The sequence below is a fragment of the Marinomonas sp. UCMA 3892 genome (genome assembly GCF_012726345.1).
Lineage (GTDB): Bacteria > Pseudomonadota > Gammaproteobacteria > Pseudomonadales > Marinomonadaceae > Marinomonas.
Map to the genome: position 1 here is coordinate 416855 of NZ_PTXN01000001.1, position 15610 is coordinate 432464.

Here is a 15610-nt window from a genome sequence, read left to right on the forward strand (position 1 = left end):
ACTCCGGATCCTTAGTTTGTTGTGTTTAGCTTTTGTTCGATAAAGGGTTTTACCATCAATATTTCAACCTTATCCATGTTCGGGCCCAGATATTGAATACTTTTTACTACGAAAGGTTTATTGCTGTTAGTCTCTGGTGCTACCCAGAAATCATTTATAATCTTGCTATTTAAAGAGTTAAAAGCCACTTGTTCCTGAATGTGTTCGGCTTGCTGTGTCCATAAATCGGTCACTATTGTTTCCATACCTAATGACATACTAGTGATATCGGCAGAAAAATTATATCGATAGCCAGGAGACCAATCATAGATAGCTTGCCAAGAACTTGACTGTCCAGGTAAAGAGAGTTGCTGACCTTTAATTAACAGTGTTTCTAAATTGCTAGTGTCAAATCCTGTAGTATGGATAATTCGGCCATTTTCAGTGACGATAGTGCCTTTATCTTCTGCAATCCAAGTAAGTTGGTAGGCTGCATTTGTGGGATTTTGTTCAGCTAATCCTAATATTAATAAAATAGGTTTAGCATCGTTAATGGTAACTAGGCTGCTAGCATAAGGGGTAGCGGCTATATATTCGGTGGTAATTTCAGTACCTTTATTTAGCTCTCTCGCTATTTGTATAGAATCAAGGGCGCTTTTGAAATTGTCTGTGCAGCCAGATAAAGAAAATATAGAAAGGGAAGCAATAAAAACGGCGCTGTAACGAAGAATATGCATGAGTTAACCAGTAGGGAGGAAATGAAAAAAACGCCTAATAAATTTTATTAGGCGTCTTTAGTATTAGTTAGCAGTGCTAGTAGTTGTCGTTGGTGTTACGTTATTGTCGGAGGTCGTTGCAACAGCGACACCAACAGTAGCAGCTGCTGCAACACCAGCCGCAGCAGCAGCGGCACCTACTCCGATACCACCTGCAGCGGCCGCACCAGCAGCACCAGCACCAGCAGCAGCACCTGCGCCAGCTCCAGCAGCACCTGCGCCAGCTCCAGCAGCACCTGCGCCAGCTCCAGCAGCACCTGCGCCTGCACCAGCTCCTGCGCTCGCACCACCAGCTCCTGCGCCCGCACCACCAGCTCCTGCGCCGCCAGCACCACCACCAGCGCTAGCACCAGCGCCAGTACTACCACTAGCTCCTGTACCAGAACCGGCAGCTTCACCATATGCTTGGCTAGCTAGGCCAAGTGCTACGATTGTAGCCAAAGTAACAAGTTTCATAATATTTCCTTATCATTAAACATCGATGTTTGAAGAATAGACTTCACGGACGATTTTAGATCAAGATTTATGACAATGTAAGCGCTATGAACAGACTTTTCGTTAATTTCTTGATCAATTCTAACGCTGTCGCCATCAAGTCCGACCCTAAATGCTGGTGAAATGTGCGTTAAGCGGACAAATACCAATAATGAACAATGTTTAAAAAATGCCGCGCTTTGTGAAAGCATTGAGTAAGCAGCCTTTATTTTTGCTGTGTTTTGAGACATTATGTGCGGCATCTTAATAATAGTCAGATAGGAAGCATGCTCATGAAAGTGTTATCTCTATCAATACAAGGAACTGTGACCTATTAATGTTCTCTTCTAATGTAAAAAAAAAACCGATTCTACGTCTTCCAAAACTCAGCTTTCTTAGTTGCTGTCGCGCTAATAAACTGGTTCATAAAGCTTTGCTGGTGCCGTTTCTAGGTTGCACTTCTGCTGTTGCAGTCGCGTCGCCTTGGCTGGAAGCCAATGATCCGTTTTTGCGCTCATCTTTACTGTTACTGTCTGATTCAGGTCAAATTTCTTCGCCTGTTAATCACTATCCCATGCGTTGGTCGATGTTTGGTGACGATTTAACCTATGCGGATCGAAACGCAGATAGCGTATTATTAGCGAATCAAGAGCTACTTTATACATTAAACTCGGCTAGATTAAATCGCGGTAATCGATTGTTCAAAGTTGTAAATGGTTCTAATCCTGCAGTGCCTTCGGGTTTTGGGCAGTTCAATGAAGATGAAAAGGGCGTTTATACCAGTGTTGAGCATCTAGGGAATTCATTCTCTTATCGTTTAACGGCGGGTTACAGTGAATATCAAGACGATATGACCTTAAACATAGACAATAGTTACCTTGCTTATAGCTCTGGCGCTTGGCTTTGGTCTGTTGGAAATGTTGATCGTTGGTGGGGGCAAGGCTGGCAACATAATTTAATTTTAGGTTCGTACGCTAAAGCGGCGCCTGATGTAAGTGTTAGTTATATTGGCGAGAACAATATTTTGGGTGTTTGGAGTGTCGAAAGTATATTAGCCAAACCTGCGCACTCTGATTACGACTACCACAGTGCAACTCGTTTAGTATCAAAGCCTTTTTCTCTTTTTGAATACGGCGTTACCTACCAAACCTGGTTTTCAGGTGTTGATTCGATACAAGACGAAAAACAGCTCGCGCTGGATGCGAAGTTGACCTTACCCAGCATGGCCAGTTTTTATCACAGTGTTTATGCCGAAGCGGCTTCTACTTCTAACCAAACTGAGTTGGGCGCTTGGTTGGTGGGTTGGACGGGCAGCCTTCCTCTTGGTGAAAACATTGCTCGTATTGTATTGGAATCTCAACAATCTACCGATGCACATGATGCAACCCCATGGAAATCAGGAAACTATCCATCTATAACCGATGGCGTTGCTAATACAACTTATATGTTGGACGAAAGTGTTTCGGTCGCTTTATATTTGCAGCTTAAAAACGATCATCAGATAGGATTACGCTACCAGAACTCGACACAAGACAATGAAAAAATAAAGACCAGTCAGTTAACGTATAATTTACCCGCTTTAGCTGGAATGGTACGTGTAGGGGCGAGTCGCCAGCAGGTACAGAACAGCGATACCAAAACGAATATATGGGCAGGTTATGAATTTCGCTTTTAGGGAAATTCATAACGGCTGCAGTTAATAGCTAATATTAAATCTTTATTGAACCTAAATAGACCACACAGTATGCGACTTACAAAACGACTCTTACCAATACTAATGATGACGCTAGCGGGAAATCTACTCGCTTTTACACCGACTGCAGAACAGATTAGCCAGTTTCAGAGTATGCCTAAGGCGCAACAGGAGGCGCTAGCCCGTCAATATGGTGTGGATCTTGGGGCTTTGACTGGAGGTGCGGCCAATACTGAAGCGGCCCCAGTGCAGCAGGCACCAGTATTGGAACCTGTCGTGAGCGAAGCAAAACCAGCTCCTACCGTTCAAGCGGCAGCAGACAGTGGTGGCTTGACTCAGTTTGGCTACGATGTGTTTGGTAATAATAGTCTAGGTTTAACCATAGTGGACAATTTGCCTGTGCCGCTCGATTATCAAATGGGTCCAGGTGATGTTATTAGTGTGCAAACTTTTGGCAAAAACAATCAGAATCTATCTTTAACTATAGACAGAGATGGCTCTATCAACCTTCCTGATATTGGCCCTGTGGCCGTAGCAGGGCAAACATTCGCGCAGCTGCGTAAACAGCTCAATGACGTGATTAAAAACAAAACCATTGGTGTAGATGTATCTGTCACTATGGGCGCCATGCGTACCATGCAGGTCTATATCGTCGGGGAAGCCATACAGCCCGGCGCCTACAATGTAAACGGCTTAACCACCATTACCCAAGCATTGATCGCTAGCGGTGGAGTCAAGAAATCCGGCAGCTTGCGTCATATTAAATTAATGCGCAAAGGCCAAGTGGTATCAGAATTTGACCTATACGACTTATTACTCAAAGGTGATACCTCGAAAGACTTACGTCTATCATCGGGTGACACGCTTTTTATTCCACTTCGTGATAACCGCATTACTATAGAAGGACAAGTGACGCGTCCAGCGGTGTATGAAGCCAAAGGCGATATCACACTGGGGCAATTATTGTCGTTAGCCGGTGGGGCAAAACCTCAAGCCTATTTGTCGCGCGTCAGCGTGCGCCGAGCGGGTGCAAACGGATTACAGTTGTTTAACTTGGACCTTGCGACACCTGCAGGACGGAACTTTAAGCTACAAAATGGCGATGACGTAAACTTATCGGCCGCTTCCTCGTCCCTACGTAATGCCGTTGCCGTGCGTGGTGAAGTAGTCAGACAAGGCGCGCTTAATTACAAACAAGGTATGAAAGTAAGTGATGCTATTGGTTCTATAGATGATGGTTTAAAGCTAACGGCCGATTTGAATTATGCTTTATTGGTACGAGAAATAAATGCCAATCAAGATGTTGAAATTTATCAATTTAGTTTGTTGGATGCATTGACGAATCCAGGCTCGGCGGCCAATTTAACTCTGCAAGAAAAAGACCAAATCTTTGTTTTTGATAATGGCTTGGCACAAGGTTACTGGTCTGGCTCTTATGCAAACAGTAAAGCAAAATCGGATGGAGTGGTGGATCATGCACGTGAAGTGCTAGATGCCGAAACAGGGGCAGTTGTCACTATAGAAGAAAATGCCACCTTGAAAATTGCTGATAAAGAAGTCGAATCTAATGCGTCTGGATTGCGTAAAGCCAGTCGAGAGGCATTACTTAAACCTATTATCGAACGATTAAAGGCGCAGGCTAGTTACGGAAGTCCTGCAAAAGTGATCGATGTATCTGGGGCGGTTAAATTTCCAGGCCTTTATCCACTAGCGAAAAACACCAGTGTTTCTTCTTTGTTGGCAGCCGCGGGTGGTTTAAATCAGAATGCTTATTTATCGTCGGCAGAATTAACTCGTCGTACCACAGAAGGCGATAAATCTACTATTGACCGTATTAATTTTTCACTAAAAGATGCAATTAGTGGCAAGTACCCAGTTGCCTTGAGCGCACAAGATCATTTAATCGTAAAATCCCAGCCAGGTTGGCAAGAGGGAATGGTGGTTGAGTTGCAAGGAGAATTTGTTTTTCCTGGTACCTATACCTTTAAACGTGGCGAAACCTTAAAAGACGTGATTGAGCGAGCCGGTGGTTTTACGGAGTTTGCTTACCCTTCTGGTGCTGTATTTAGTCGTGAACGCTTAAAACGTCAGGAAGCAGAAAGGCTTAAGTTCCTAAACGCACAGTTAAAGCAAGAAATTAGCGCTATGTCGTTGCGTCGCCAAGGGTCAACCTCGGTATCAGACCCAGCACAGGCTATTGCTGTAGTGGATCAGCTGGATAATGTGGTGCCAGTAGGGCGTTTAGTGGTTGACCTTAACTATGCAGTGAAAGGCGATAAATTGGCTAACCTAATGCTAGAAAAAGGCGACAAGCTGTTCGTGCCAGCCTTGAACCCCGTGGTCAGCATAGTGGGTGAAGTGCAATTTTCATCGAACCACACTTTTAACCCCAACTTAACAGTAGAAGACTATATAGCATCTGCTGGCGGCACTAAACGCCAAGCAGATACTGATCGTATTTACATAGTGAAAGCGAATGGCTCTGTAGAATTGCCGAATAACTCCTTCTGGTTTAGTCGTGACTATGACCCGCTAGAGCCAGGCGATACTATCATAGTGCCTATCAATACAGACTACCTAGATGGCTTAAGTACCTTATCTACAGCTACTCAGATACTGTATCAAATTGGTGTCGCGTGGAGCGCTATTAAAAATTAATGTCGAATCACAGAGCCCTGTGTGATAAAGCAAGGCGAAAGTCGTAGGCAAAATAAACAGAGGTGAGTTTTAGTGCAAAACTTATCTCGCTTACTTAATAGAATTTAATAGGATAAAACAGAAAAGGATAGGTGTTAGCGAATAAAGCTAGTATCCATCTTTTTCCTAATTTAAATATGGCTGATAATTACAACTTACCTCCGCAAGCGTATCACCAGCAAGACGATGAAATAGACCTAAAAGAGCTGTTTATAGCGCTTTGGAAGGGCAAATGGATCATCATATTTACCACCTTCGTATTTGCCGTAGGTGGCGTGCTGTACGCACTATCTCAGCCCAACACCTACAAAGCCGAAGCAGTATTGGCTTCGGCCAATGATAACAAATCTGGCGGTTTGGCCGGCATGGCCGCACAATTTGGTGGCCTAGCGTCTTTGGCTGGTATCAACCTAGGTGGTGGTGGCACAGACAGCAAAGCCATGGCGCTAGCAATACTTCAGTCTCGTCAATTTATTAATGCTTTTATCAATAAATACGACCTAATGGTTCCCCTAATGGCGGGTGAGAAATGGAGTGAATCTACAGATACCTTACAGTTGAATCCTGAGCTATATGATGCGCAAAGAAAAACATGGGTCCGTGAAGTTGAACCTGGGAAATCGCCAATACCAACCGATTGGGAAGCCTACAAAGAGTTCAAAAAACTGATTGCCGTATCCGAAAGTAAAGACAATGGTCTAGTGACCCTGTCTATCACCCACTTATCACCCACCATAGCCAAACAATGGGTGGACTGGTTAGTGATAGACCTAAATGCTTGGGTTAAAAAAGAATCACTGGATGAAACACGCCGTAACATCGGCTATCTAGAAGAACAAATCCAAAAAACCAGCATATCAGACATGCAGTCGGTCTTTTATCAATTGATAGAAGAGCAAACCAAAAACCTAATGCTGGCACAAGTACAAGACGAATTCGCCTTTAAAACCATCGACCCAGCCGTCGTACCAGAAGAAAAAGCCGGCCCAAAACGTGCCCTAATCTGCGTACTCGCTGTACTACTCGGCGGCATGCTAGGTATGGGGATCGTACTCATCCGCTTCGCCTTCACCAAAAAAGACTAACCACAACGGACACTCCATATGTCAGATTCGCCGAAGCACGAGGCGTAATCTGACATTCCCAACCCACGTCGTCAAACGGCACATTATACTTCGTTCATGATGCCCTACGAAACCATCACGAAACCAACCACATGATCCAAACCAACCCATCCCGTAGGTCAGATGAGACGAGGTACGAGGCGTAATCTGACATCCCCAACCCGCAACATCAAACGGCACATTACGCTCCGCTCATGATGCCCTACGAAACCAACCACATGATTCACACTAACCAATCCCGTAGGTCAGATGAGACGAGGTACGAGGCGTAATCTGACATCCCCAACCCGCATCATCAAACGGCACATTACACTTCGTTCATGATGCCCTACGAAAAAACCAACGTCGTCAAACGGCACATTACGCTCCGTTCATGATGCCCTACGAAACCATCACGAAACCATCACGAAACCAACCACATGATCCACACCAACCCATCTCGTAGGTCAGATGAGACGAGGTACGAGGCGTAATCTGACATTCCCAACCCACGTCATCAAACGGCACATCATACTTATTTGCTCTAAAATACCCCATTCCAATGAATATCAAACAATCCCAATTTCACGTCACGATGAAAACTTGAATATGGCCAATCACGTGTTGATAAAACGTAGCCATGTTTTACGGGGTTTAAATAACAATAATGGATGTGGGCTCTTAAATCGTCATCTGATTTGATCTCATGTTCCCAAAAACGATTTTGCCAAATACTCGATTGATGGTGTGTTTGATTTTTTAGCTTCTTGGTAAACAAGATTTTAATTAACTGCCAACGCCGCGAAAAATCATTATCTCCTTTTGGTAATCGCCAAATGGCATGGATATGATCGGGCAAAACCACCCATGCAATAATATCAAATGGTCGTCGAGATTTTACGTATCGAACACTCTCACGTAAAAGATCAACATGATCAACCAGAACAGAAGAATGTCGATTCTTGACCGTCACTGTAAAGAAAAACGTACCGCCAAAACGCTTACTTCTAATATATCTAGGCATCCATGCCCTCCAAGAAATATCTTACACCAACCCATCCCGTAGGTCAGATGAGGCGAGGCACGAGGCGTAATCTGACATTCCCAACCAGCGTCATCAAACGGCACATTACACTTCGTTCATGATGCCCTACGAAACCATCACGAAACCAACCACATGATCCACACCAACCCATCCCGTAGGTCAGATGAGACGAGGCACGAGGCGTAATCTGGCATCCCCAACCCACGTCGTCAAACGGCACATTATACTTCGTTCATGATGCCCTACGAAACCATCACGAAACCAACCACATGATCCACACCAACCCATCCCGTAGGTCAGATGAGATGAGGTACGAGGCGTAATCTGACATTCAAAACCAACGTCATCAAACGGCACATTACGCTCCGTTCATGATGCCCACGAAACCAACCACATGATCCACACCAACCCATCCCGTAGGTCAGATGAGACGAGGTACGAGGCGTAATCTGACATTCAAAACCAACGTCATCAAACGGCACATTACACTTCGTTCATGATGCCCTACGAAAAAACCAGCGTCATCAAACGGCACATTATGCTCCGCTCATGCCCTACGAAAACATGCGTTATTTCATCTGCATAAAACGATCAGCGGCTTTGGCTAAAAAATCCGACCGATCTTTAAACTCATGATGAAATCCAACATAGGCATCAACTCGAGCCAATAGCGGTTCGGATAAAGTAATGTTGACGCGCTTCTGTTTACCTTTTAAACCTTCGACAGGCACTTCAATGGCTAACCATTCGGTAAACTCTGGGTACTTAGCACGATAATCAACAAACCCAGTATTTAATGTTGATAGCATATGTCCATCCGCTATCACCTCTTCGGCCATCAAAAGAATGACCTCTTTGGCGCGATATAATACTTCTTCTTGTTTATCGGCTGCTGAGATACAGCCGTATCCTAATTCCTCAAATACTGGAACAATAATGCCCCATGCTGTGTTGTTGTCCTGTGGGCGCTCTATACCAACCATAAATAACATAATCACCTCGTGTGCTAGCGGTGTTCTCAAGGTACTGATTAAATTCCTGCCATTTTTTTTATGCTTTCTAATGTACCAATCGGAAGGTGTTTTTTGGGGTGAGGTACGGAAAATTTCTTTCCTGTTATGGGAGAAAACCATATTTGATGGTCTCCTTTACCATGCCTAACAAACACGCATCCATTGTCTTTGAGTTGCTTAATAAGATCCTTCGAGTTCATTTTTGCATCCTTGTTTTGAACCGATGTTACTTGGATCAATATAAAATTATACACACGCGTAAGTATAATTCTATGTTTATTTTATTTCCTACGGCACCACCACCTCGCATTCTGGATTTTCCATTTCAATCAATCCTTTTAATGTACATTTGGCGTTATCATCTCCATGCACCAAATGTATTTTTTGGGGTTTTACTCGCATACGCTTGATAAAATTTAACAAATCCCGCTGCCCCGCGTGGGCGGAATAACCGCTGATCTGCTGTACTTTTGCACTAATGGTGTAATGCTCTCCGTCGAATACCACATAGCCATTTGGCTTGTTGTGGTAACGCAAAATATCCCGTCCTGGCGTCCCCGCTGCCTGATAGCCCACGAACAACACATCGTTACGTTCATCGCCCAATAAGGCCTTTAAATAATTCACAATACGACCGCCAGCACACATACCAGAGGCGGCGATAACAATAGCAGGGCGGGTTTGGCGTTGCAGGTAAGAAACGGTTTGCAGGTGGGTGGCGTGATCGTCAATCGTGGTGACTTGCTCAAAACTTAACGGATGGCGTCCCGAACTCACGCGGCGCTTGGCTTCGTCATCCCAATAATTCGCCAAAGATCGATACACCTCAGTAAAACGGCTCGCCAACGGCGAATCAATAATAATATCGATATCTTCCCAATTTAACGAAACACCGGAGCTAGTCTTACTCACGGCCTTGTGTTTATTCTGATGAATAATATGTTCCAGCTCGTACAGAAGTTCCTGAGTGCGGCCAATGCTAAATGCTGGAATTAACACTGTGCCAGAATCACTCAATGCATGTTCTAAACTTTGCTGTAAATACTTGCGCCTTATTGCTCGGTTTTCATGATTTCTATCACCATAAGTGCTTTCTAAAACAAGCTGATCTGCCCGATAAGGTGACTGCGGTGCAGGTAATAAAGGCGAGTAGGGCGCGCCCAAATCCCCAGAAAACAACACATCATGGTAGCGTTTCTCTTGTGATCTAATCTCTTCATTAGAAACCCGAAAAATCACATAAGCCGACCCTAAAATATGCCCAGCACGACACAGTCTTACTTGTACTTTAGTATTGTTGTTTAAAGGAATGTCAGCCCAAGTTTTATAATCCAACGGCACTAACTGAGAAGCCAATCTATCTAAACAGGCCTGAATGATATTGGCATTACGCGTAACACCAACTTTTAACGCATCTTCAATAACTAGAGGTAACAGAGCGGCGCTGGGTTTAGAGCAATAAATCGGGCCAGTAAACCCAGCAGCCAACAAATAAGGCAAACGTCCAACATGGTCGATATGAACGTGAGTAATAACCAAAGCCTGAACAGCAGAAATATCAAAGTCTATTTCTAAACTATTTGAATCTGCTCCAGACCCAGACGTCTCCGCCCCCTGAAACAAACCACAATCCACCAACACCGACTGATCAGAATCAACAAACAACTCATGACAAGACCCAGTCACACCCTGCACAGCACCATGATGCTTAATAGATAACATACAAATCCCTTTGCATTATTTTTTAAAGAAGTATCAAAGGTATACCATCAACCAGACCAACATCAAACCAACATCCCCAAACGGCACATTACACTCCGCTCATGATGCCCTACGAAACCATCACGAAACCAACCACATGATCCACCAACCACCCGTAGGTCAGATGAGGCGAGGCACGAGGCGTAATCTGACATTCAAACCAACGTCATTAACCGGCACATTACACTCCGCTCATGATGCCCTACGAAAACACAATACAAACCAACTATACACACAACATCCCGTAGGTCAGATTAGCCTCGGCACGAGGCGTGATCTGACGAATGATCATAACCAACATATTCATATAACCAAAAGAGCTTAAAAAACGTCCGCTTTACAAACTCTTTTCAAACACATTCTTTGCATGATTTCATGTCTTGTATTATCATTGTTCACCAATTGAACGCAGCATATATTTGTCCCTTCCTCTTATAACTTCCAAGGGGAGGCTAGGATGGGGTTAATAGTTCTTTAGTAATTAAAATGGATAACATTAAACGAGGTAAATGCATGGAAAGCACACTCACACCTTCATACACCACACCTTTCCGCGCTTATTATTTTTCGTATTTATGCATCACTCTTAGCCTTATATCTAAGGTGCTTAAATGTTAACCGACGAATACCGCTACAAAATTTTAAAAGAACTACAGCAAGATCCTGACATTAGTCAGCGTGAGTTAGCTAAACGCCTAGATATTAGTCTAGGAAAAGCCAATTTTTGCCTAAAAGCACTAATAGAAAAAGGCCTGATAAAAGCGGAAAACTTTAAAAACAGCACCAACAAAATAGGCTACCTATACCTACTTACCCCAAAAGGCATAGAAGAAAAGGTTTCTCTTACGCAGCGCTTTCTGCAACGAAAACTAAAAGAACATGAAGTCCTAGAAAAAGAAATAGAACAACTAAGGCAAGAAGTAAAAACATAACGTGTCACTTGTAGGTCGCGCCTGTAGGTCAGATTAGCCGAGAAGCTCGTTATGTAGGTCAGAAAAGCTCGTTATGTAGGTCGGCCTTTAGGCCGTCAAAAGATGCGCCGCGGCAAATCACTGCATTATGTAGATCGCGCCTCGTAGACCAGACGAGCCGAGAAACGCGTTATGTAGGTCGGCCTTTAGGCCGTCAAAAGACGTGTCACGGCATTATGTAAGTCGCGGCTCGTAGGTCAGATGAGACGAGGCACGAGGCGTTATCTGACGCATGATGCGTGCTCTGACAATAAACGACGTAACTATAAACACGTCGTCATCTGGCAAATGACTTTATAATTATGGAAAACACAATGAAGAAATACAAAATCGCCATTGCTGGAACCGGCTACGTTGGCTTATCTAATGCCATGTTGCTGGCGCAACACAATGACGTCATAGCGGTGGACATTGTTCCTGAAAAAGTCGCCATGCTGAACAACAAACAGTCACCGATAGTCGACACGGAAATAGAAGATTTCTTAGCCAATAAAACACTGAATTTTACCGCCACGTTAGATAAGCAAGCAGCCTATAAAGACGCGGAATTTGTGATTATTGCCACGCCAACAGACTACGACCCTAATACGAACTACTTCAATACCAAGTCGGTTGAAAGCGTCATCCAAGACGTGTTGGCGATTAACCCAAATGCGGCCATGGTGATTAAATCGACCGTGCCAGTGGGCTACACGAAAAGCGTGAATGAGAAATTCAACACCTCGAATATTTTCTTTTCGCCTGAATTTCTACGAGAAGGCAAAGCCCTTCACGACAATCTGTACCCGTCTCGAATCATAGTCGGGGAGCGCTCACCAAGAGCGGAAGTCTTTGCGGGCTTGCTGAAACAGGGCGCTCTAAAAGACGAGATTGATATCCTCTTTACCGACAGCACAGAAGCCGAGGCGGTTAAGTTATTTTCAAATACCTATTTGGCCCTTCGTGTTGCCTATTTCAATGAGCTAGACACCTACTGTGAATCTCACGGCTTAGACACCAAGCAAATCATTGACGGTGTGTCATTAGACCCGCGCATTGGCAACCACTACAACAATCCAAGCTTTGGTTACGGTGGCTATTGTTTACCAAAAGACACCAAACAATTGTTGGCGAATTATCAAGACGTGCCAAACAACCTGATCCGTGCGATTGTGGATTCGAATACCACCCGTAAAGATTTCATTGCTGAAAGCATTTTGAAACGTAACCCGAAAGTGGTGGGGATTTATCGATTGGTGATGAAAACCGGCAGTGATAATTTCCGTGCTTCGGCCATTCAGGGCATTATGAAACGCATCAAAGCCAAAGGCATTGAAGTGGTCATCTACGAGCCAGTATTAGAGGAAACCGAATTCTTCCGCTCGAAAGTCATAAAAGATCTAGTAGAATTTAAGAAAATAGCGGACGTGATTATTGCCAACAGACAAGACAAGGTTTTGAATGATGTGGTGGATAAAGTGTATACACGGGATTTGTTTGGGAATGATTAATCAAACAAAAACTGTAGGTCAGATGAGCCGAGGTACGAGGCATAATCTGACAATGAAAAATTTGAAGATGATTTAAATTAACCAAAAAAGAGCCATACAACACAATGAAAGTACTTACCGTTTTTGGTACCCGACCTGAAGCCATAAAGATGGCCCCTTTAGTTCATGCGCTTGCTAAAGATGAGCGTTTTGAAGCAAAAGTGTGTGTGACCGCACAACACCGCGAAATGCTTGATCAAGTGTTGAGTCTTTTTAAAGTAACACCAGATTATGACTTGAATCTCATGAAGGCAGGGCAAACTCTGCCCGAAGTCACCAGCCGTATTTTACTTGAATTAACGCCAGTACTAAAAGAATTTAAACCCGATGTTGTACTGGTTCATGGTGACACAGCCACCACTTTTGCTTCTAGCCTGGCCGCTTATTATGAGCAAATTGCCGTGGGACACGTAGAAGCGGGTTTGCGTACGGGTAATATTTATTCGCCTTGGCCTGAAGAAGGTAATCGTAAGTTAACCGGTGCCTTAACAAAGTACCATTTCGCGCCGACAGAAAATTCCAAGCAAAATCTGCTGAATGAAAACTACGCCAGTGACAATATCCATGTAACAGGCAATACCGTTATTGATGCCTTGCTTCTCGTGAAGGCTCAAATTGAATCCGATGTAGCTTTAACCGATTCTCTGGCTGCTCAATTTCCTATGCTAGACAGCAGTAAAAAGCTGATACTTGTGACAGGTCATCGACGCGAAAGCTTTGGTGGTGGTTTTGAACGTATTTGTGAAGCATTGGCGAAAACAGCAAAAGCGCACCCTGATGTTCAAATACTTTACCCAGTGCATTTAAATCCCAATGTGCAGGAACCGGTGAATCGCATTTTGAGCGATGTGAATAATGTGCATCTTATTGAGCCGCAGCAATACCTTCCGTTTGTCTATTTAATGAACAAAGCGCACATTATCTTGACCGACTCAGGCGGTATTCAAGAAGAAGCTCCTAGTCTAGGTAAACCCGTACTGGTGATGCGTGATACAACAGAACGCCCTGAGGCGGTAGACGCTGGTACGGTGAAGTTGGTTGGAACCGATGTGTTAAAAATTACCACGTCCCTAAATGAACTACTAACGAATGACCTGGCGTACAGTGAAATGAGCCGAGCTCATAATCCCTATGGTGATGGTAAAGCTTGTCAGCGAATTTGCGATATTTTGGCTAAATAATAAATCTAGGTCTCGCCTTGAGGCGGACCATGGCAACAGTAACAAACATTTTTGAAAATTAAGGAATATCATGTCTTTTAATACGATTTCTGTGATTGGTTTAGGGTACATAGGTCTACCAACCGCGGCTATGTTTGCCTCCAGAAAGAAAAAAGTGATCGGTGTAGATGTTAATCAACATGCTGTAGACACCATAAATCGAGGTGAAATACACATTGTTGAGCCTGATTTAGACATGATAGTGCATGCAGCCGTTACAGAAGGCTATTTAAAAGCCGTGTTAAAACCTGAACCTGCCGATGCTTTTTTAATTGCGGTGCCTACACCCTTTAAAAAATCGTTAAATCAAGATGATATCCCTGAGCCCGATTTAACTTACATCCAAAAAGCGGCTGAAGCGATTGCGCCAGTGTTGAAAAAAGGCGACCTGGTCATCCTGGAATCAACGTCACCAGTGGGCGCCACAGAGCAAATGGCAGAATGGCTAGCAGCAGCGAGGCCAGACCTATCGTTTCCTTCTGCTAATAGTGAAGCAACGGATGAAATGGTGGATGTGAATGTGGCTCATTGCCCTGAGCGCGTTTTACCAGGCCATGTTGTGCGTGAATTAGTAGAAAATGATCGTGTTATCGGTGGGATTACCGCGAAATGTTCTGCCCGCGCCGTAGAACTATACAATACCTTCGTACAAGGTGAGTGCGTTATTACCAATGCCCGTACTGCTGAAATGGCTAAATTGACAGAAAACTCATGCCGTGACGTGCAAATTGCCTTTGCTAATGAGCTTTCTATTATTTGTGACAAGCTAGACATCGACGTATGGGAATTGATTTCACTCGCGAACCGTCACCCACGTATTAATATTTTACAACCGGGGCCGGGTGTTGGCGGACACTGCATCGCGGTTGATCCTTGGTTCATCGTCAGTAAAACCCCAGAAGAAGCCAAGTTGATTCATACGGCTCGTAAAGTGAACGACGCTAAACCGGAATGGGTCATCAATAAAGTAAAAATAGCCATTGCCGATTTTTTACAAGCGAATCCAGAGAAAACAGCGAAAGACGTTACCATTGCTTGTTATGGCTTGGCATTTAAGCCGGATATAGACGATTTACGTGAAAGCCCAGCACTTAATATCACGAAAAAAATTGCTAAAATGCATTCGGGAAGAATTATTGCTGTAGAGCCTAATATTAAGGCATTGCCTATTATAGCTGCTGAAATTGAATTGCAAAAATTAGGAAATGCTATAAACATTGCTGATATTCATTTATTGTTAGTAGATCATGTGATGTTTAAGGCGAATCGACCTGAAAAGGGCGTTATTATTGATACAAAAGGAATATGGTAATAAGGACAGTAGGTTTTTTTATTTTATAGGTTAAGGA

At 43.8% G+C, this 15610-nt stretch carries 13 protein-coding genes; 7 read left to right on the forward strand and 6 right to left on the reverse strand.

What is annotated here, in order from left to right:
• Window positions 1-11: 11 nt before the first annotated feature.
• Together B6N13_RS02030 and B6N13_RS02035 are read right to left on the reverse strand one after the other, a co-directional pair.
• Window positions 12-716: a YjbF family lipoprotein gene (locus B6N13_RS02030; protein ID WP_169458294.1), complete on the reverse strand. Its 705-nt coding sequence runs from the start codon at window positions 714-716 to the stop codon at window positions 12-14.
• Between the two features lie 63 nt (window positions 717-779).
• Window positions 780-1211, reverse strand: coding sequence for a hypothetical protein (locus B6N13_RS02035; RefSeq protein WP_169458295.1), 432 nt, complete (start codon window positions 1209-1211; stop codon window positions 780-782).
• A 355-nt stretch (window positions 1212-1566) separates the two neighbouring features.
• On the opposite strand from B6N13_RS02035, the gene B6N13_RS02040 reads away from it, so the two are divergent.
• The 3 genes from B6N13_RS02040 (at window position 1567) to B6N13_RS02050 (ending at window position 6704) form a co-directional block, all read left to right on the forward strand.
• Window positions 1567-2904 carry a capsule assembly Wzi family protein gene (locus tag B6N13_RS02040; RefSeq protein ID WP_169458296.1) on the forward strand — a complete coding sequence of 446 codons (1338 nt, stop codon included), beginning with the start codon at window positions 1567-1569 and terminating at the stop codon, window positions 2902-2904.
• A gap of 69 nt (window positions 2905-2973) precedes the next feature.
• Complete coding sequence (locus tag B6N13_RS02045) at window positions 2974-5580, forward strand: SLBB domain-containing protein (RefSeq protein WP_169458297.1); 2607 nt, start codon at window positions 2974-2976, stop codon at window positions 5578-5580.
• Window positions 5581-5711: 131 nt separating this feature from the next.
• Window positions 5712-6704, forward strand: coding sequence for a Wzz/FepE/Etk N-terminal domain-containing protein (locus B6N13_RS02050; protein WP_348981514.1), 993 nt, complete (start codon window positions 5712-5714; stop codon window positions 6702-6704).
• Between the two features lie 562 nt (window positions 6705-7266).
• On the opposite strand, the gene B6N13_RS02055 is transcribed toward B6N13_RS02050, so the two are convergent.
• The 4 genes from B6N13_RS02055 to B6N13_RS02075 form a co-directional block, all read right to left on the reverse strand.
• The gene (locus B6N13_RS02055; RefSeq protein WP_169458298.1) at window positions 7267-7746 is read right to left on the reverse strand and encodes a transposase; all 480 of its coding nucleotides are present in this window, start codon (window positions 7744-7746) and stop codon (window positions 7267-7269) included.
• Between the two features lie 180 nt (window positions 7747-7926).
• Window positions 7927-8124 (reverse strand): hypothetical protein, encoded by a 198-nt coding sequence (locus B6N13_RS02060; protein WP_169458299.1) that lies wholly within the window; start codon window positions 8122-8124, stop codon window positions 7927-7929.
• Between the two features lie 212 nt (window positions 8125-8336).
• Entirely contained in the window at window positions 8337-8759 is a 423-nt protein-coding gene (locus B6N13_RS02065; protein ID WP_169458300.1) for a type II toxin-antitoxin system HicB family antitoxin, read from the reverse strand.
• Between the two features lie 309 nt (window positions 8760-9068).
• A complete protein-coding gene (locus B6N13_RS02075; protein ID WP_169458302.1) occupies window positions 9069-10502 on the reverse strand; it encodes an MBL fold metallo-hydrolase in 1434 nt (477 codons plus the stop codon).
• A 650-nt stretch (window positions 10503-11152) separates the two neighbouring features.
• On the opposite strand from B6N13_RS02075, the gene B6N13_RS02080 reads away from it, so the two are divergent.
• The 4 genes from B6N13_RS02080 (at window position 11153) to wecC (ending at window position 15573) form a co-directional block, all read left to right on the forward strand.
• Window positions 11153-11473 carry a MarR family EPS-associated transcriptional regulator gene (locus tag B6N13_RS02080; RefSeq protein ID WP_011978625.1) on the forward strand — a complete coding sequence of 107 codons (321 nt, stop codon included), beginning with the start codon at window positions 11153-11155 and terminating at the stop codon, window positions 11471-11473.
• Window positions 11474-11826: 353 nt separating this feature from the next.
• Entirely contained in the window at window positions 11827-13002 is a 1176-nt protein-coding gene (locus tag B6N13_RS02085) for a nucleotide sugar dehydrogenase (RefSeq protein WP_211172729.1), read from the forward strand.
• Window positions 13003-13106: 104 nt separating this feature from the next.
• Window positions 13107-14222, forward strand: coding sequence for a UDP-N-acetylglucosamine 2-epimerase (non-hydrolyzing) (wecB, locus tag B6N13_RS02090; RefSeq protein ID WP_169458304.1), 1116 nt, complete (start codon window positions 13107-13109; stop codon window positions 14220-14222).
• Window positions 14223-14292: 70 nt separating this feature from the next.
• Window positions 14293-15573 (forward strand): UDP-N-acetyl-D-mannosamine dehydrogenase, encoded by a 1281-nt coding sequence (gene wecC / locus B6N13_RS02095; protein ID WP_169458305.1) that lies wholly within the window; start codon window positions 14293-14295, stop codon window positions 15571-15573.
• Window positions 15574-15610 lie beyond the last annotated feature (37 nt).

Excerpts from the sequence above, each read along its gene's own strand:
- B6N13_RS02030 (WP_169458294.1), bottom strand. The coding sequence starts at position 716 with ATGCATATTCTTCGTTACAGCGCCGTTTTTATTGCTTCCCTTTCTATA.
- B6N13_RS02035 (WP_169458295.1), bottom strand. The coding sequence starts at position 1,211 with ATGAAACTTGTTACTTTGGCTACAATCGTAGCACTTGGCCTAGCTAGC.
- B6N13_RS02040 (WP_169458296.1), top strand. The coding sequence starts at position 1,567 with ATGTTCTCTTCTAATGTAAAAAAAAAACCGATTCTACGTCTTCCAAAA.
- B6N13_RS02045 (WP_169458297.1), top strand. The coding sequence starts at position 2,974 with ATGCGACTTACAAAACGACTCTTACCAATACTAATGATGACGCTAGCG.
- B6N13_RS02055 (WP_169458298.1), bottom strand. The coding sequence starts at position 7,746 with ATGCCTAGATATATTAGAAGTAAGCGTTTTGGCGGTACGTTTTTCTTT.
- B6N13_RS02065 (WP_169458300.1), bottom strand. The coding sequence starts at position 8,759 with ATGTTATTTATGGTTGGTATAGAGCGCCCACAGGACAACAACACAGCA.
- B6N13_RS02075 (WP_169458302.1), bottom strand. The coding sequence starts at position 10,502 with ATGTTATCTATTAAGCATCATGGTGCTGTGCAGGGTGTGACTGGGTCT.
- B6N13_RS02080 (WP_011978625.1), top strand. The coding sequence starts at position 11,153 with ATGTTAACCGACGAATACCGCTACAAAATTTTAAAAGAACTACAGCAA.
- B6N13_RS02085 (WP_211172729.1), top strand. The coding sequence starts at position 11,827 with ATGAAGAAATACAAAATCGCCATTGCTGGAACCGGCTACGTTGGCTTA.
- wecB (WP_169458304.1), top strand. The coding sequence starts at position 13,107 with ATGAAAGTACTTACCGTTTTTGGTACCCGACCTGAAGCCATAAAGATG.
- wecC (WP_169458305.1), top strand. The coding sequence starts at position 14,293 with ATGTCTTTTAATACGATTTCTGTGATTGGTTTAGGGTACATAGGTCTA.